The following is a 16986-nucleotide window of genomic DNA, read 5'->3' as shown; positions in this document are numbered from 1 at the left end:
TTTTTTTTTTTTTTAATGTTTTACACAGTTGTCATCTACCTATCTGGCGTGGTCCGAACGAACCACCAAACCCGCCGCGCCGGCGCGCCGCGCCCCGCGGCCCCCGGGGCCCGCGGCCGTCCGTACCGGCGGTAGACGCCGGTACGGGGGCTTTCACGGGGTGATCGGCGCGCGGTACGCGGCGAGGAAGGCGCGGACGCCGGTGGTCGCGTAGAGGTCGAGATCGGCTTCCGTGTGCTGGGCGCTCCCGCGGAACATGGCCTGGTTCACGGGGATCCACAGCAGGAGCCCCGCGACATGGTGAGCGGCCGGCCCCGGATCGTCGGTGCGCAGCACGCCCTGGTCGGTGAGGCGCCGGAAGGTGGCGGCCAGGGTGACCAGGACCCGCTCGAAGCCCTGTTCGTACCAGGCGGCGCCGAGGGCCGGGAAGGCGTCGGCGTTCGCGATGATCAGCCGACGCAGCCGGATGACCTCGGTCTGGGTGAGGCGCCGTGAGGAACCCCCCCGACCACGTGAGTCAGGGAAGGAGGAGCAGGCCCGTCACAGCCGCGGCGCAGGTCGTGACACCCGCGAGCATCACGCACACCATGAAGCGGAGGTGATGCTCAGTCCCGGCGCGCTCATGGCGCACCGCGGCCATCGTCCCCATCCAGACGTTCTCGGACGGGTGCGCCGTCCGCACCAGCGGGTAGGTCTCGCCCACGACGTGCAGGGGGTTGCGCCCGCTCCATGAGGTGTGGGTGGCCCGGGAACCGTCCGCGGCCGGGTACGCGTAGACGACGGTCAGGTAGGTCTTGCGAGGAGCCACCGAGACCAGGGTCGCCGGGACCTCGACGCCGGTCCTCTCCAGCTCCCTCATGTTGCGGAGTTCGGCCCTCGGGCCGCCGACGACGAACAGGCCGAGGACGGCCACCGCCAGGCCCACGAAGACGAACAGGACGAGTACCAGGGTGACTGCGTTCACAGCGCAGACCGTATGCCAGTGCGGTACGCGGCGGGAATCCCGTACCTTACGATCGCCCGCATGCCGATCACCTTCCCGTCCGTACCCGTCCTCCGGGGCGCCCAGGGAGCCGAACTCCGTTCCGAACCGGCCGGGTTGCTGCTGCGCGGCCCCCGTGGAGAGGTCCGCATCCCGCTCGCCGCCGTCGCGCGCGTGCACGCGGACGGGCGGGCGGTCGCCATCGAGCTGACGGCGCCCGCCGGGACCGAGCCGACTCGGTACCGGATCGAGGGGGTGCCCCGCGCCTCGGCGACCGTGTTCGGCGAAGCGGTGAACGGCTTGCTGCCCGAACGTCCCGCCGACGAGGACCCGGTGGACGGCTCGACGCTCGTGACGGTCACGCGCGAGGCGGCGGAGGACGCCGAGCGGGAGGCACGGGAGGAACGGGAAGCGCGGGCACTCCGGGAGCGCGAAGCCGAGGAGGACGCGGAGCCGAGAACACCGGCGGCTCTCGCCGTCACCGCGGTGATGGTCGCGCTCGGCCTCGGACTCGTCGCCCTGACCGCGGGCGTGGTCATCGCCGGGGACCACGTGTCCCGCGCACTCGCGGTGCTGCTGCTGGGCGCCACCACACTGCTGACGGTCCGGCTGACGATCGGCGCGGCGGCGGTCCCGTGGAACAAGTGGTACCTGCCCCGCCATGGCGTCACGGTCGAGACGGTGCCCACCCTCATCCGCGGCCAGGTCCGCTACGGCTACACCGCGACCGACGGAAAGGTCCGCCGAGCGCCCCACGACGCGCAGGCGACGCCGTACGACATCGCCTACCACCTCAAGCACCCCGCCCGCGCGGTCGTGTGCGGGGGCCTGGACGCGCACTTCTGGAAGCGGCTGTGCTGGTCGGCCGTTTCGGCGGCCGTGACGGCCCTCCTCGGCTGGGCCACCCTCGCGCTCGCCCTCCCCGCCTTCGCCTAGCGCCCGGAAGCGGGGCAGGCCCGGCCCGCCACCCTTCCGCGCCCAGGCCCGAAAGGCCGCGGGAGGAAAGGACGTTCAGATCTCCGGCGGCGCCGACACCGTACGGCAGTTCACACCGCCTCTGGCGGCACGTCGTGGCACCTGGTCGCACCGGAGGGCGCATCCGGCGGTGGGCGGCGCGTCGCCCTCCCTGCCGATGGAGCCGTTGTGGGTACAGGGGATCGTTTCTGCGATGTCTGTTCGGGCGCGGCGGGAGAAATGGCCCGAAAAGCTGTGAAAACGTCACGTCCGTTCCCGGGCCTCAGACGGTGCCGCCGGCGCCGTGGTGCCCGCCTTCGGAAGGGACGGAATGTGATGCGCAAGCGCAGGATCTCGCTGCTGGCCGCGGTCTGTGCGGCGGTTCCGATCGTGCTGGCCGGTGCCTCCCCGGCGTCGGCCGACTCTCTGGTCAATCAGGACCTCGTGAACAAGATGCATGGCAGTCGGCTCGCGTTGGGATCGGACAGTACGGCGGAGGGCGCGGAGGTCATCGCGCTCCGTGGTACGAGGTGGGACAGCTACATCACGGAGGCGTGGGACTGGGAAGGCACCTTCGACAGCACCAACAAGCTGTGGACGGCGACCCTGCGCAACCGCGCCTCGAACCGGTGCCTGGAGCCCGAGTCGTCCAACCCGGCACGCGGGAACCGCGTCGTGGTGCGTGCCTGCGACGGCTCTGACCAGCAGAAGTGGAGTCTGCGCCTGGAGACCGGCGGAGGCAACGCGGAGCGGTGGTGGGTCTGGCGGCCGTTGAAGAACGTCAACGTCGCCATGGCCTTGCAGAACACCAACAACGACCAGTGGGACACGGTGCGCCTGGACTACTCCTACCCGAGTGACGACCGCCTGTGGCAGCTCGGACCCAACAACCAGGCGTGGTGGTAGTCGGACCCGCACCGCCGCGCGGAAAAGCAGCAGGCCCAGGTCGCTGACCTGGGCCGGCGCGCCCGCGGGGGTGACGGGCGCGAGCTGTTTCGCGCTTGGGGTCAGTGGAGGTTCTTCCAGAAGGCGTAGTTGTGGTCCTTGGTGAACCGGGCGCGCTTCCAGGGTCCTGAGGTCAGCGACTGCACGTAGCCGCCGCTGCTGAAGCTCGGCCAGCCCGTCTTCCCGGACTCGGCGAAGTCGACCCAGGTGTGCGTCATCCGCTTGCCGAGTCGCTGCTGGTGCTCCGTGAGCTTCTCGTACACGGGCAGCTTGAGGTCGAAGAGGTAGAGCAGCTCGGTCATGTGCGAGGCGCGGAGCTCGAAGCTGAGCTCGGGGTCGCCCGACCATGCGGGCGTGTCGCGCTCGCTGAACTCGAACATCCTGGTCGGTGTCCACCGCGACAGCAGCCGCGCGGTGTCCAGCGTCGGGACCGACCATGCCTGGTCGGTCCGTACGGCGGCCAGGGCCTCGCCGGCCGAGCCGAAGCGGCTCAGCGGGTAGCGTGCCAGGATCGCGTCGGCCCGCTCCCCGAACTCCTCACGGATCGCGGGCTCGTATGCCCCGGGCGGCATGGGGCTGCCCCCGAGTTCCTGGCCGAGGATCCGGCCGCGCTCCTCGTCGTGGTTGACCCCGATGAGGACCGGGACGCGGTTGAACCTGCCCGTGCGCAGAGCCTCGGCCGGGGTCAGCGGCATGAGGTCGGTACCGGCGATCGGGCGGGGCTCGTTCCAGGTCCCGTAGGCCTTCATGAGCGTGCCGGGATCGGTCCGCCGCAGGCAGGACCCCGTGTCCTCGTGCTCGGTGCACGCCCCCAGCTTCCGGAGGTTCTCGATGGTGGCCCGGGCCTCTGCCTCCGCTTCCTCCCGGGTGCGGGAGCCGCCGGTGGCGCAGGGTGCGCTCTGCAGGATGGCGCGGTCGAAGAGGCCGGCCGACTTCGGCGAGGCGAGGTGGCCGCAGACGCTGTACCCGCCGCCCGACTCGCCCATGATCGTCACGTTGGCCGGATCGCCGCCGAAGGCACCGGCGTTGGCGCGCACCCAGCGCAGGGCTGCCTGCTGGTCCTCCAGGCCGAGGCCGCCGGAGGTGCCCAGCGCCGGTTCGGACAGGAAGCCCATGACACCGAGCCGGTAGTTGACCGACACGACGACGGCGCCCTCGGCGGCCAGCCGCTCCGGGCCGTAGATGTCACCGCTGCCGAACATCAGGCTGCCGCCGTGGATCCACACGATCACCGGCTTCTTGCCGGCCTGCCCCACGGGGGTGGTGACGTTCAGGTAGAGGCAGTCCTCCGTATCACTGGGTATCCCGATGGGCAGGCCCTTCGGCTGGGGGCACGGGGATCCCGGTGCGGTCGCCTCTCGCACCCCTGCCCAAGGTGTGGCGGGCCGCGGCGAGGCCCAGCGAAGGCTGCCGATGGGCGGGGTGGCGTAAGGGATGCCCTGGAAGCTGCGCAGTCCGCTGTCGTCGATGGTCCCGCGCACGGCCCCGCCGGTGGTGGCGACGACCGTGCCGGCGTCGCTGCCGCCCCGTGCCGCTTGTGCGGGGGAGGCCAGGGCGAGGCCCATCCCCAGTGTGGCCAGCGTCAGCGTGGCGGCCGCGAGCGTCCTGGAAACGATCTTGGTGCGTCTCATGCCCCGAACGCTACGACAGATTCAAACGATCGTGCAAGACGTGGGTATAACTCGATCGTATGAGACGGTCGTGCAACGGCTGCGGTAGGCTCCCGGCATGGGAAACCGTGAAGCCCTGCTCGTCAGCGCCAAGGCCTGCCTGCGGGAAAAGGGCTACGACCGCACCTCGGTGCGTGACATCGCCACCGCGGCCGGCGTGAGCACGGCAGCCGTCGGCTACCACTACGGCTCACGGGAAGCGCTGCTCAATCAGGCCCTGTTCGAGATCCTCGACGAGTGGGGCGACGCGATGGGCCGGGTGCTGGTCCCCGACGCGGACGGCTCCACGCGGGCGCACTTCGAGCGCGTCTGGGAGGGGCTGATCGAGGACTTCGGGGCCCACCCCGACCTGTGGCTCGCCTCGGTGGAGCTGTTCATGCAGGCCCAGCGTCAGTCCGGCCTGCGCCCCGCCCTGGCCGGGGGCATCGCGCAGGGGCGGCGCGGCATGGCGGCCATCCTCGACGGCGTCCGTGAGGAGGAGGTGGCGGAGACCTCCGTCCGCACCCTCGGGACCGTGCAACTGGCGCTCATGTCCGGTCTGATGTTCCAGTGTCTCGGCGACCCCTCCAGCGCCCCCACCGCGTCCGAGGTTCTCGCCGGCATCCAGGCCCTGGCCGAGGTCGCGCGCTGACTCTGCGCGCAGAGGCGATCCAGCCGGTGCCGGCCCCGTCACTGGTGTCGACCTGGTGGACCCGGCCCAGGGCAGGGGTGGCGCCGACGGCGTCGAGCGCGTCGTAAGACGCTCTGGAGTCGGCGATCACAGCCCCCGGGGGCGCGAGGTACTCGACCTGATCGCGAAGGGCCGTACCCACGCCAGTCCGGCCTCGCACCTGTTCACCAGCGAGGCGGCCGTGAACAAGCACATCGGCAACATCTTCGCCAAGCTGGACCTGCCGGCGGACACCAAGGGCCACCGGCGGGTGCTGGCGGTCCTCGCGTTCCCGAGAGGTCCGGACAACAACGAAGCCCCAGGTCTCTGACCTGGGGCTTCGCAGAAGAGCGGATGACGGGAATCGAACCCGCGCCATAAGCGTGGGAATCACCGCTGCTTTGGCCGTCCGTATGGCCTCTGACCTGCGGACTAGCCCCATCGTCGGGCCTGCCGGGATGCTCTGCTCGCACCCGTGGTGACCGCTGTTCACCGCCTTGGAGGGCACGGATGGGGCACGTACCGGCTCCCGTCCGGCGGCCCGGTGCGGCTGGACGGGTGTAGTTCGGCACCTGCCTCCGGCGCTGTCCGCCGGGAGCGCCGCGCCGCCGGATTACATGGGCCTGCGCCTCGGCGCGGGGCGTGCCGGTGCCCAACGCGGTCCCGGACCCGACGACTGGAAGAGCACCATGGCACAGCGCTACCTTCGCAACCGCACGGGCCGCAGACCACTACGTCGTGGGCTCGCCACCGCCGTGCTCGCGGTCGGCATGCTGATGGCTTCGACTGCACCCGGGTACGGCACCGGCGCCACCACGCCTGTGCCCGGCCCCCAGTTCACGCCGTTGACGGCGGCGGTGATGACCGAACCGGCTCCGTTCGTTGCCACGGACGGCAGGACGCACCTCTCGTACGAACTGCTCACCACGAACGCGCTGCCCAGCAGCTCACGGGTGCGGCTGGACCGTGTCGAGGTCCGGGACGCCCGCACACACCGGGTGGTGGGTTCGCTGAGCGGGCAGGCGCTGGCCGATGCCGCCAACCCGGTGGGCGACCCCCTGCCGGGTGCGGACGGGTACACGCCGGCGCCGCCGGGGCCGACGCCGACCGTGATCCCGGGCTCCCAGCAGTGGGTCGTCTGGATCGACCTGGCCCTCGACCGCGGCCAGCGGGCGCCCCGGGTACTTGAGCACCACCTCTCCGGCGCCGTCCTCACCGCCTCGGGCTCCTCCCCGTTCGAGGAGACGGTCCAGATCACCCCGACCGACCGCACCGCGCCGCTGAACCTGGACGCGCCGGTCCGCCCCGGCACCTGGTACTCCAGCGAGTCGTGCTGCGGCAACACCCACCACCGCCGCGGCCTCGGCCCGATCAACGGTCGCTTCTACGTGCCGCAGCGCTTCGCGATCGACTGGTACCGGGTCGGCGAGCAGGGACAGACCTGGGAGGGCGACCCCGCGCGGCTCACCAGCTACCTGAGCTACCGGCAGCCCGTCGTGGCGGCGGCCGGTGGCCGAGTGGTGGAGGTCCAGGACGGGATCCCGGACAACACGCCGCCCGTCACGCCGCCGGTCCCCCCGATCGAGGAGACCGTCGGCAACCACGTCACCGTGGAGGTCGCGCCCGGCCGCTACCTCCTCTATGCGCACCTGAAGCCCGGCTCGCTCAGAGTCCGGGAGGGCGACCACGTCGAACCCGGCCGGGTCCTCGGGCTGATCGGCAACAGCGGCAACTCCACCACGCCGCACCTGCACTTCCAGGTGATGACCACGCCCGAGTTCTTCCCGACCGACAGCCCCCCGTTCACCTTCCGGAAGTTCCGCGTCGTCGGACACGTCGAACCCCGGATCTGGGACGACAACCTGGGCCTGCAGCCCTCCGGCGTCCTTCCGATCACGCCCTCGCCGTACGACGGACCCCACCGTGCGCGCTACCCGCTCGACCGCGAGGTCCTGGAGTTCTGACCACCCCTCGGCCGACCCCACCGCTACGCGATGCCTGAAGAGGCATGGACGACGACGAAGGCCCTGGTCAGAGACCAGGGCCTTCGTTCAAGAGCGGATGACGGGAATCGAACCCGCGCTATAAGCTTGGGAAGCTCATGTTCTACCATTAAACTACATCCGCATCGCGGTTCGAAGATCGGTACCGCAGACTCGGACACTGTACCCCATCCCGAAGTCGAGGCGTACCTCCCCGTGACGGAGCGCCGCCTGGAGTGGTGTCCCGTTGATCCCCTAATGTGGCTGTCTCGTCCACCACTTGTCGGGGAAGGGACTTGATGGGTTCGATGGAGCGCACCGTCGTTCGTTGTGCCGAGGGGCATGTGTTCAGTACCGCTTCGTTCCCGCTGCAGCAGCTCGGCGCCGGGCGGATCGGGCCGGGGCGGCTCATCCGGTGTCCGCGGTGTGCGAGGCTGCGGCACGCGGTGCCCGTGGAGCTCGAGCGGCGCTGAATGTCCGAGGGACGGGCGCGGAGTCTTCCCGATTGGGGCAGGTCCGCGCCCTCTGCGTATCGTGGGGGCGTGCTTCTCTCAGACAAGGACATCCGGGCCGAGATCGATGCCGGACGGGTGCGGATCGACCCGTACGACGAATCCATGGTGCAGCCCTCGAGCATCGACGTGAGGCTTGACCGCTTCTTCCGGGTGTTCGAGAACCACCGCTACCCCCACATCGACCCCGCGGTCGAGCAGCTCGACCTGACCCGTGAGGTCGAGCCGGAGGGGGACGAGGCGTTCATCCTCCACCCCGGCGAGTTCGTGCTCGCGTCGACCTACGAGGTCATCACCCTGCCGGACGACATCGCGTCCAGGCTGGAGGGCAAGAGCTCGCTCGGCCGGCTGGGGCTGGTCACCCACTCCACCGCCGGGTTCATCGACCCCGGCTTCTCCGGGCACGTGACCCTGGAGCTCTCGAACCTCGCCACCCTGCCGATCAAGCTGTGGCCGGGGATGAAGATCGGGCAGCTGTGCATGTTCCGGCTGAGCTCGCCCGCCGAGTTCCCCTACGGCAGCGAGCGGTACGGCTCGCGCTACCAGGGGCAGCGGGGGCCGACGGCCTCCCGCTCGTATCAGAACTTCCATCGGACCCAGGTGTGACAGCAATGAGTGACGTACGGGAGAACCTCACCTACGAGGGCTTCGGCCGCGCCATCCGCGAGCTCGCCCAGACCATCGCCGACGACGGCTACGAGCCCGACATCGTGCTCTCCATCGCCCGCGGCGGCGTCTTCGTCGCCGGCGGTCTGGCCTACGCCCTGGACTGCAAGAACATCCACCTCGTGAACGTGGAGTTCTACACCGGCGTGGGCACCACCCTGGAGATGCCGGTCATGCTGGCGCCCGTCCCCGACGCGATCGACTTCAGCGACAAGAAGGTGCTGATCACCGACGACGTCGCCGACACCGGGAAGACCCTCAAGCTCGTCCACGACTTCTGCGTGGACCACGTCGCCGAGGTCCGCTCCGCCGTCATCTACGAGAAGTCCCACTCCCTCGTGAAGTGCGAGTACGTGTGGAAGAAGACCGACGAGTGGATCAACTTCCCCTGGTCCGTCGAGCCGCCCGTCGTGAAGCGCGAGGGCCAGGTCCTCGACGCCTGAGGGCACCCGCCGGGGCGGCCACGGCCGCCCCGGCCCTCAGGCGCTGCGCAGCTGCTCGGCCAGGGACACGAGCCAGGCGCCGGGGGCGTACGGAGCCGGCGGGTCGACCTCCATTCCGAGTTCCTCCAGGGCGAGGGCGTAGTCCGACTCGTCCAGCGGGAGGGTGAGCAGGTCGTGGAGTTCACCCGTCAGCTGGGCGATCAGCCCGCTGTCCGTCGTGGCCAGGTAGTCCCGGAGCGCGGCGTCGTGGTCCTCGAACTCGTCCGGCATGTCCTGCGAGAACCAGCCGCCCAGGAGTTGGGCCAGCTCGGGGAAGCGGGCATGCCACTCCCACCGCGTCTGTGGCGTGGCCGGCGGCGGGGCCTGACCCGTCTCGACGCTCTCCTTCAGCCGGTCCGCGAGGCTCACCAGCCATGACTGGATCTCCGCGTCGGGCAGACCGACGTCCGGTACGGGGTAGAACTCGCCGAGCCGCAGCCGGAGCCGTCCCGGGGGGTTGTCGGCGTACTCGCGCAGCTGCTGCTCGGCGACCGGGATCGCCCAGGGGCGGGTACGCCAGGTGTGCCGCAGATACGCGGACAGCGGCTCCCGTTCATCAGCGCCACGGCCCAGGTGGGCGCGGATGACATGGTCCAGCTCGCCGTACTTTCGGTCGTGCTCGCGCGGGGTGAGGGGCAAGGGACACAGCCTCTAGAGGTAGATCGGGAAGGTGGCGTGCACGGTGAAGCCGTGCGGGTTGTCGGTGCTGCGCCGGAGGATCACCCGGGCGGCCCGCACGTCGATCGGCTCACGGCCGGCGAGCATCATCGCCTGGCGCAGCACCCGCCCGACCGGCTCGGGCCGGGAGGGCCACGCGGCCTCGATGGTGAGACGCTGCCGGGTCGACTGGGCGAGCCAGCGGTGGATGGCCTGCTCGTTGGAGGTCACGACCTGCTGAGTCGCCCACTGGGCGGTCTCCCGGTCGGGATAGCTGGCGGAAACGTTCGGGCTGGGCACGGAACTGACCTCAGTGCTCTTCGTCGATATGGGCGTGAATGGCCCGGAGAATGGCCTGCAGGACCGGTCGTGAGGCCCAGGGGGCCGTCTCGGCGAGTCCGCCGACGGGATCGGAGGGAGCGGACGGGGCGGGGAAGAGGAGGAGCGCCTCCTGGATCTCCGCCGCGAGCGCGGCCAGCGCGGAGCGGCAGCCGGAGGGGTGCTCGGAGGCGACTCCCTCCCGTACTCCCTCGTCGAAGTCCTCGTACTCGCCCGAATCCACCCACCACCAGAACTGGCGGATCCTGCCGAACTTGAGCTCGGCCTCCCAGGCCGCCATCGGGAGCCGGGCGAAGTCCGGGGTCGGCTCCCGGTCCTGGAGGCGGACCAGCCGGGACAGGTACCGGAGGTATTCGGGTGCGGGCATGTCCTCCGCGGCCTCGGCCAGCTGCTCGGCGAACCCGGCTGACAGCGTCGCCGGATCCACGTCCGTCACCTCGTCGGAGGCGAGGTCGAGCAGCGCGGCGACGGTGGCCGGAGGCATGGCCCAGGCGGCCTGCGGGGTGTCGCCGATCGTCCGGCAGAACCGGGCCACTTCGTCCTCGAGCACCCTGGAGCCGTCGCGACGGCAGGCGACGGCCAGCTCCAGGAGCCTGGAGATCGCGCCGTTGTTGAACACGGCTCCGGTGTATGTGGTCACGCCGTGCATGCTAGGGGCCCTCCGGCATGGAGGTCAGAACGATGAACGGGGGGTCGATGTGGTTGCCGACGTACTTGAGTGTCACCTTGACGCTGTGCACGTCCTTCGCCTGGGCCTGGAAGCCGTCGACGTCGTAGTCGTCCCGGCTGAGTGAGCGTCCGGTGACCTCGTTGAACGTCAGGCTGTAACTGGGCTTCGAGTTGGGGTTGTACGTGGCGGGGTTCTCCTGCCTCGCGATCCACTTCTCGATGCGGTCCGCGTGGTTGATGTCGTCCAGGACGTCCTGGGTGAGGCGCTGGGCGGAGGCGTGGTCGTTGAAGGTGGAGATGGCCCGCGGGGCCACGACCCCGTCGGGGCGGATGGTCTGCTGGTCCCGCAGGCGCTGTGCCAGCTGTTCGTCCGTCTTTCCCACGTGCTTGTCGACCGGGTGGCTTCCCTCGATCCCCTCCTGGCTCGCCAGGTCGATGGGGAAGAAGTGGTTCTTCGGGTCCTCGCCGGGGACGCGGTAGGTGTGCTCCGGTTTGAACTCGTGGAGCGCCCGGGCGCCGAAGGACTGCGCGCGGGCGTCCTCGGCGTGGAAGCTGGGGGCGCTCATGAACGCCTCGTCCAGGGCGGGCATCAGGGCGTCGAACTGCCGGGTGAGGCCGTCCACCGTGTTCTCGTAGCGGTTGACGATGGCGTTCATGGCGCTGGTGTCGATGTTCAGGGGGATGTTGAGGCCGACCGAGGCCAGTCCCTTGCCGATGCCCTTGACGAGGCCCTTGACGTCCTTGAAGTCGATGCCGTCCTTCAGGTCCACGTCGGCGACGGCCTTCTTGACCGCGTCCAGGTACTCGTCGTAGACCTTCGCGTTCAGTTCGACCGCGGCCTCGGCGAACTCCCGCAGCAGGTCGCTGATCTTCCTGCTGGTGTCGGACAGCACGGCGAAGACCGGGTTGGTGGCGCCGGTCGACGCGCTCGCCGTGTCGTGCTTCCACTCGTAGCCGGCCGTGCTCTTGCCCCAGGCGGTCGTGCCCCACAGCGAGCTGAGGAACGTCCGCATGGCGTCGTGCCACTCGCTGTTGGCCTGGTTGGTGATGGGGGCCATGTGGCCGCTCATGTTGCCGACGGTGATGGAGAGCGACCGGTTCGCGTGGCCCCAGGCCCCTGAGAGGGAGTTCAGATGGTGCTGGTCGGGGAACGGGTAGACGTCCGGGACCCGGCCCATGCGGTAGGCGCGCTTGATGGCGAACCGGATGGCATCCATGATCGGATCCGGTACCCACTCCAGGATGCGGACCCAGATGCGGTCGCCGCCGTCGTCGTCGCCCCACTTCAGGTCGATGATGCGCGGATAGACGGGTGCCTTGTCGATCACCTGCGGCGGAGGCTGGGTGTGGGCCTGCGTGTTGCCGGTCGGGTCGGAGGCGGCGTTCGCCTTGACGTAGTTGTTGGCCGTGGTGGTGAATCCGACGGCCGCGCCGCCGATGCTCACCACACTCCTCGCCCAGACCTCGAGGAAGCGGTTGCCGACCTTCATGTACGCGGCGGAGAACGCCTGCGCCGCCGTTCCGTAGCCGCCGGCGTCCTGGTACTCCCCGAGCTCCTGGAGGAGGGTGGTCGCCGCCTTGTTCAGGTCCGTCTGTTCCTTCGCGAACTGTCCGGACACCGTGAACAGGTGCGACGGCCTGACGTCGATGGTGCCGCTCTGCGGCGAAGGGGAGGGAGGAGGGGTGCCCATCAGCCGGCCCCCCATCCACGCAGCACGGCGCGGTGGGCCTCGGCGTAGTTCGCATGCCCGGTGGTCACGACCTCGTGCAGCCACGCCTGGGCGGCCTGGAGGTCCTGCATCTGCTTGTCCCACTGGTCGAGTTCCTCGACGAAGGCCTCGCGGGCCTCGCCCCGCCAGGCGAGGACGACCTTCTCCGTGCGTCCGTACAGCGTGTCCAAACGCTGGTTCAGCTGCCGGAGTATGTCTTCCAGTTCGCTCGCGGCCTCGCGCAGCGTGGTGAAGCTGACGCCTATGTGGTCGTCGGCCATTCTCGTCCCCGTGTGTGAGTCGACGTCAGACGTCGAGTATGCGGCTGGTGGGCGTGGGTGCGGTGGTTCCCTGGGACAGCGCTTCCGCCTCGCGGGCGACGTCGACCTGCGACGACGCCGTACGCATCCGGCGAAGGTTCTCCAGTTCCTGCTGGGTGAACCCGTCGCGGCTCATCCGCAGCGCCTCCTCCAGGACTTCGAGGATCTCCCGGATGCGGACCGCGTCCTCGGCCACGCCCCGGTGCAGCGCCCGGTACCCCCGGGCCGCGTCGCCCTTCCAGCCGGCTTCGATGCGGTCGACGACCGCATCCATCCGTCGGACCTGGCCGTTCAGGTGACGCTGCATCGCGTCCAGGTCCCCGACGAGTCTGGTCAGATCGTCGTCCGAGACGTCGAGATCGGTGTTCTCCACCGTGCCGCCTTCCCCCGAAGGTTCTTCAACTCTCTTGTCGAGAGGTCCAGTCGACCCTAACAACAGGGAATCCGTGTCAGGCGCCCCGGAACGGCGTGGCGGACGTGACCCCCGTTACGGCCGGGGTGTACGGGAAGGGCCCCCGACGAACGTCGGGGGCCCTTCCTTCCGCGTCCTCGCGGGTGACTACAGCGTGCCCAGCTTGATCAGCGACAGCAGGGCCACCAGTTGGATCGCGGACGCACCCAGGGCCTTCGGCCAGGGCAGGTCGTGGGAGCGGCTGATCATCGTCGTGAAGAGGGCGCCCGCCGCCAGCCAGGTGACCCAGCCGATGACCTGCACCAGGCCGTTCTCGCCGCCCAGGAACAGGGCGAAGACCAGGCGGGGGGCGTCCGTGATCGACATGATCAGCATCGACAGGCCCACCGTCGGCTGCCACCTGCCGTCGCCGCCCAGCTGACGGGCCAGGGTGTGGGTGACCGCGCCCAGGATCAGGCCGGCCACCACGAAGCCGACGCCGGTCATCAGGACGTACGGGATCGCCGTCGACAGGGTCGCGTTGATCGCCTCGTCGCGCGCCTTGTCGAAGCCGAAGATCGCGAGCAGGCCGTAGAGGAAGGTGACCGTCAGCGCCGGGCCCCACACCGCGTGGTCCCGCATCTGCAGGAACGTCGGCGCCGGGCGCAGCACGATGCCGCTCAGCAGCGCCTTCCAGGGCAGCCGCGGGCCGGTGGGCGCGGGGGCGCTGCCGGCCCGGTACTCCGCGCCGGCGCCGTACGGGTCCTCGTTCACGCTGAACATCTGCGTGTGCCCCGGCGTGTTCGCCGCGTAGTGCTGCTGCTGTTGCTGCTGCGCTCCGTACGGGTCGCCGAAGTACTCCGGCTCCCCGTCGTACCCGCCGCCCTGCGGGGCCTGGCGGCCCCACTGCTGCTGCGGGTGGGGCGGCGGGGCCGCGTTGTACCCGTACGGCGCCTGCTGCGGTTGTTGTTGCGGGGGGCGGTTGTCCCGTCCGCGTCCGTTCCTGAATCCAGCCACACCTTGAACGTACCCGTTTCCGCTGTCGGGGCGCTCCTTTGCCACTGAGCTGTGACATCCCCTAGGGGGTCCCCCGAGGGGCCCCCGGGGGGCCGTACGACGAAGAGGGCCGCCCCGCGACGTCGCGGGACGGCCCTCTCGTGCGTGGGCGGCTATTCGGCGGAGACGGTCTCCGTCACGGCCTCCGGCTCAGGCTTCGTCTTCACCGAGTCGAGCAGCAGCTGGGCCACGTCCACGACCTGGACGGACTCCTTCGCCTTGCCCTCGTTCTTCTTGCCGTTCACGGAGTCCGTGAGCATGACGAGGCAGAACGGGCAGGCCGTCGACACGATGTCCGGGTTCAGCGAGAGGGCCTCGTCGACGCGCTCGTTGTTGATGCGCTTGCCGATCCGCTCCTCCATCCACATCCGCGCGCCACCGGCGCCACAGCAGAAGCCGCGCTCCTTGTGGCGGTGCATCTCCTGCTGACGCAGGCCCGGGACCTTGTCCATGATCTCGCGCGGGGGCGTGTAGACCTTGTTGTGGCGGCCCAGGTAGCAGGGGTCGTGGTACGTGATCAGACCCTCGACCGGCGTCACCGGGATCAGCTTGCCCTCGTCGATGAGGTGCTGGAGCAGCTGCGTGTGGTGGATGACCTCGAACTCGCCGCCCAGCTGCGGGTACTCGTTCGCGATCGTGTTGAAGCAGTGCGGGCAGGTCGCGACGATCTTCTTCGCCGACTTCGGCTTCTTCGTCGACTCGTCCTCGTCGTCCTCGCCGAACGCCATGTTCAGCATCGCGACGTTCTCCTGGCCGAGCTGCTGGAACAGCGGCTCGTTGCCCAGGCGGCGGGGCGAGTCACCGGTGCACTTCTCCTCGCCGCCCATGATCGCGAACTTGACGCCCGCCATGTGCAGCAGCTCGGCGAAGGCCTTGGTGGTCTTCTTGGCCCGGTCCTCCAGGGCGCCGGCGCAGCCGACCCAGTACAGGTAGTCGACCTCGGTGAGGTCCTCGACGTCCTTGCCGACGATCGGGACCTCGAAGTCGACCTCCTTGGTCCACTCGACGCGCTGCTTCTTGGCCAGACCCCAGGGGTTGCCCTTCTTCTCCAGGTTCTTGAGCATCGTGCCGGCCTCCGAGGGGAAGGCGGACTCGATCATCACCTGGTAGCGGCGCATGTCGACGATGTGGTCGATGTGCTCGATGTCGACCGGGCACTGCTCGACGCAGGCGCCGCAGGTGGTGCAGGACCACAGGACGTCCGGGTCGATGACGCCGTTCTCCTCGGCGGTGCCGATCAGCGGGCGCTCGGCCTCCGCGAGGGCGGCGGCGGGAACGTCCTTCAGCTGCTCCTCGGTCGCCTGCTCGTTGCCCTCCATGTCCTTGCCGCCGCCGGCCAGCAGGTACGGCGCCTTGGCGTGCGCGTGGTCGCGCAGCGACATGATCAGGAGCTTGGGGGAGAGCGGCTTGCCCGTGTTCCAGGCGGGGCACTGCGACTGGCAGCGGCCGCACTCGGTGCAGGTGGAGAAGTCGAGGATGCCCTTCCAGGAGAACTGCTCGACCTGGGAGACACCGAAGACGGCGTCCTCGGCCGGGTCCTCCCAGTCGATCTCCTTGCCGGCCGTCGTCATCGGCTGCAGCCCGCCCAGCGCGGTGGAGCCGTCGGCGTTCCGCTTGAACCAGATGTTCGGGAAGCCGAGGAAGCGGTGCCAGGCGACGCCCATGTTGGTGTTGAGCGAGACCGTGATCATCCAGGTGAAGGACGTGACGATCTTGAGCGCCGCGAAGAAGTAGGTGAGGTTCTGGATCGTGCTGAGGTCCAGACCGTCGAGCAGCGCGATCAGCGGGTACGAGGCGAAGAAACCCGGCTCCCAGCCGGTCACGTGGTGCTGGACGCCCTCCAGGGCGCGCAGCGTCATGATGCAGAGGCCGACGATGAGGATGACGGCCTCGACGAAGTACGCCTGGCCCGTCTTGGAGCCCGCGAAGCGGGACTTGCGGCCCGCGCCGCCCGGCCGGTTCAGCTGCCGGATCACGATCAGGGTCACGATGCCGAGGACGGTCATCAGGCCGAGGAACTCGGTGAAGATCTCGTACGGCAGCCAGTCGCCGATGATCGGGATCAGCCAGTCGGCCTGGAAGAGCTGGCCGAAGGCGTTGACGATCGTCAGCAGCAGGGAGAAGAAGCCCACCGCCACGAACCAGTGCGCCACGCCGACGACGCCCCAGCGGTTCATGCGCGTGTGGCCGAGGAACTCCTTGACCAGCGTGATGGTGCGCTGTGTGGGGTCGCCGGTGCGCGTGCCCGCGGGTACGGGCTGGCCGAGCATCACGAAGCGGTAGATCTGCGCGATGGCGCGGCCGAACAGCGCGACGGCCACCACCGTGATGGCGATCGACACGATGATCGCGGCGAGTTGCATGAGGGGCTCCTCGGGCGGGCCTGCGAGGCGGAGCGCCCGCACTCTCCAGTGTGGCGAGTGTGGCGCTACTAAGCGGTAACTTATTCAGTCCGTGCTGAGATTACCCCGTCACGGCCCCGCTCAGTAGCGGCGCCTGCGGTGATCTGTGTCGCTCAGGCAAGCCTTGCCGCGCGACGCCTCCGGACTGCTGGAAGCGTACGCGCCAGGATCGCGAGGTCCATCCCCAGCCAGTGATGGTCCACATAGTGGAGGTCGAGCAGCTCGCGCTCCTCCCACGGCAGCTCCGAGCGTCCGCTGATCTGCCAGAGCCCGGTCATCCCGGGCCGCACCGTGAGCCGGCGGCGCGCCTCGCCCACGCACTCGCGGTGTCCGGGCGTGAGCGGGCACGGGCCGACGAGGGACATCTCGCCCCGTACGACATGGAGCAGCAGGGGCATTCCGGCCAGTGCGCTCTTCGTGCGGAACGTGACCATCGTGAAGGCGCGGCCGCCCCGGCCCGCGACGGTCCGGCGGCGGGTCACCCCGCCCGCGCCGGCCGTCGCGAGTGCGAGCGAGAGGGCGACGGCCGCGATCAGTGGGGACAGGACGGCCAGCAGGGTGAGTCCGCCGATCAGGTCGAGTGCGCGCTTGGCCGTCATTC

The 16986-nt window shown here is 69.7% G+C and carries 18 protein-coding genes, 1 tRNA gene and 1 pseudogene; 7 read left to right on the top strand and 13 right to left on the bottom strand.

Annotated features, from left to right (window positions below):
- Positions 1-153: 153 nt before the first annotated feature.
- A complete protein-coding gene (locus AB0D99_RS19860; RefSeq protein WP_362363383.1) occupies positions 154-447 on the bottom strand; it encodes a TetR/AcrR family transcriptional regulator C-terminal domain-containing protein in 294 nt (97 codons plus the stop codon).
- A gap of 70 nt (positions 448-517) precedes the next feature.
- Complete coding sequence (locus AB0D99_RS19855) at positions 518-964, bottom strand: DUF3592 domain-containing protein (RefSeq protein WP_362363371.1); 447 nt, start codon at positions 962-964, stop codon at positions 518-520.
- A gap of 60 nt (positions 965-1024) precedes the next feature.
- On the opposite strand from AB0D99_RS19855, the gene AB0D99_RS19850 reads away from it, so the two are divergent.
- Both AB0D99_RS19850 and AB0D99_RS19845 read left to right on the top strand, forming a co-directional pair.
- Positions 1025-1918: a hypothetical protein gene (locus tag AB0D99_RS19850; RefSeq protein ID WP_362363368.1), complete on the top strand. Its 894-nt coding sequence runs from the start codon at positions 1025-1027 to the stop codon at positions 1916-1918.
- 354 nt (positions 1919-2272) lie between these two features.
- Positions 2273-2842: an RICIN domain-containing protein gene (locus AB0D99_RS19845; RefSeq protein ID WP_362363365.1), complete on the top strand. Its 570-nt coding sequence runs from the start codon at positions 2273-2275 to the stop codon at positions 2840-2842.
- A 101-nt stretch (positions 2843-2943) separates the two neighbouring features.
- Here AB0D99_RS19845 and AB0D99_RS19840 read toward each other — a convergent pair whose 3' ends face one another.
- Complete coding sequence (locus tag AB0D99_RS19840) at positions 2944-4512, bottom strand: carboxylesterase family protein (protein WP_362363362.1); 1569 nt, start codon at positions 4510-4512, stop codon at positions 2944-2946.
- Between the two features lie 97 nt (positions 4513-4609).
- Between AB0D99_RS19840 and AB0D99_RS19835 the strand changes: the two genes are divergently transcribed.
- From AB0D99_RS19835 to AB0D99_RS19825, 3 genes and pseudogenes are all read left to right on the top strand, one after another.
- The gene (locus AB0D99_RS19835; RefSeq protein ID WP_362363359.1) at positions 4610-5182 is read left to right on the top strand and encodes a TetR/AcrR family transcriptional regulator; all 573 of its coding nucleotides are present in this window, start codon (positions 4610-4612) and stop codon (positions 5180-5182) included.
- Between the two features lie 130 nt (positions 5183-5312).
- Positions 5313-5531 (top strand): annotated as a pseudogene (locus AB0D99_RS19830) (helix-turn-helix transcriptional regulator); the annotation flags it as partial.
- 358 nt (positions 5532-5889) lie between these two features.
- Positions 5890-7164, top strand: coding sequence for a M23 family metallopeptidase (locus AB0D99_RS19825; protein WP_362363356.1), 1275 nt, complete (start codon positions 5890-5892; stop codon positions 7162-7164).
- Between the two features lie 92 nt (positions 7165-7256).
- On the opposite strand, the gene AB0D99_RS19820 is transcribed toward AB0D99_RS19825, so the two are convergent.
- Positions 7257-7327, bottom strand: a tRNA-Gly gene (locus AB0D99_RS19820).
- Positions 7328-7724: 397 nt separating this feature from the next.
- Here AB0D99_RS19820 and dcd point away from each other — a divergent pair.
- Both dcd and AB0D99_RS19810 read left to right on the top strand, forming a co-directional pair.
- The gene (dcd, locus tag AB0D99_RS19815; RefSeq protein WP_362363353.1) at positions 7725-8300 is read left to right on the top strand and encodes a dCTP deaminase; all 576 of its coding nucleotides are present in this window, start codon (positions 7725-7727) and stop codon (positions 8298-8300) included.
- Positions 8301-8305: 5 nt separating this feature from the next.
- Complete coding sequence (locus AB0D99_RS19810) at positions 8306-8803, top strand: phosphoribosyltransferase (protein WP_362363351.1); 498 nt, start codon at positions 8306-8308, stop codon at positions 8801-8803.
- A 36-nt stretch (positions 8804-8839) separates the two neighbouring features.
- Here the strand turns inward: AB0D99_RS19810 and AB0D99_RS19805 are convergent, their stop codons facing one another.
- From AB0D99_RS19805 to AB0D99_RS19765, 9 genes are all read right to left on the bottom strand, one after another.
- On the bottom strand, positions 8840-9481 hold the full coding sequence (locus AB0D99_RS19805) for a contact-dependent growth inhibition system immunity protein (RefSeq protein ID WP_362363348.1): 642 nt from the start codon (positions 9479-9481) through the stop codon (positions 8840-8842).
- 12 nt (positions 9482-9493) lie between these two features.
- On the bottom strand, positions 9494-9799 hold the full coding sequence (locus AB0D99_RS19800; RefSeq protein ID WP_362363345.1) for an RNase A-like domain-containing protein: 306 nt from the start codon (positions 9797-9799) through the stop codon (positions 9494-9496).
- Between the two features lie 10 nt (positions 9800-9809).
- Positions 9810-10478, bottom strand: a complete 669-nt coding sequence (locus AB0D99_RS19795; RefSeq protein WP_362363342.1) for a hypothetical protein — start codon at positions 10476-10478, stop codon at positions 9810-9812.
- Between the two features lie 10 nt (positions 10479-10488).
- The gene (locus AB0D99_RS19790) at positions 10489-12198 is read right to left on the bottom strand and encodes an RNase A-like domain-containing protein (protein ID WP_362363339.1); all 1710 of its coding nucleotides are present in this window, start codon (positions 12196-12198) and stop codon (positions 10489-10491) included.
- Positions 12198-12497 (bottom strand): WXG100 family type VII secretion target, encoded by a 300-nt coding sequence (locus tag AB0D99_RS19785; protein ID WP_362363336.1) that lies wholly within the window; start codon positions 12495-12497, stop codon positions 12198-12200. Before AB0D99_RS19785 ends, AB0D99_RS19790 begins: the two co-directional genes overlap by 1 nt.
- 25 nt (positions 12498-12522) lie before the next feature.
- Positions 12523-12909: a WXG100 family type VII secretion target gene (locus AB0D99_RS19780; protein ID WP_362363333.1), complete on the bottom strand. Its 387-nt coding sequence runs from the start codon at positions 12907-12909 to the stop codon at positions 12523-12525.
- A 186-nt stretch (positions 12910-13095) separates the two neighbouring features.
- Positions 13096-13944, bottom strand: a complete 849-nt coding sequence (locus AB0D99_RS19775; protein ID WP_362363330.1) for a Yip1 family protein — start codon at positions 13942-13944, stop codon at positions 13096-13098.
- A gap of 152 nt (positions 13945-14096) precedes the next feature.
- Entirely contained in the window at positions 14097-16346 is a 2250-nt protein-coding gene (locus AB0D99_RS19770; protein WP_362363327.1) for a (Fe-S)-binding protein, read from the bottom strand.
- A 152-nt stretch (positions 16347-16498) separates the two neighbouring features.
- Positions 16499-16984 carry a sugar transferase gene (locus AB0D99_RS19765; RefSeq protein ID WP_362363324.1) on the bottom strand — a complete coding sequence of 162 codons (486 nt, stop codon included), beginning with the start codon at positions 16982-16984 and terminating at the stop codon, positions 16499-16501.
- Positions 16985-16986: the final 2 nt, after the last annotated feature.

The sequence above is a fragment of the Streptomyces sp. NPDC047971 genome (genome assembly GCF_040653355.1).
GTDB lineage: Bacteria > Actinomycetota > Actinomycetes > Streptomycetales > Streptomycetaceae > Streptomyces.
Note: the sequence above shows the minus strand (reverse complement) of the source record. Positions and strands in the feature narration are given on the sequence as shown.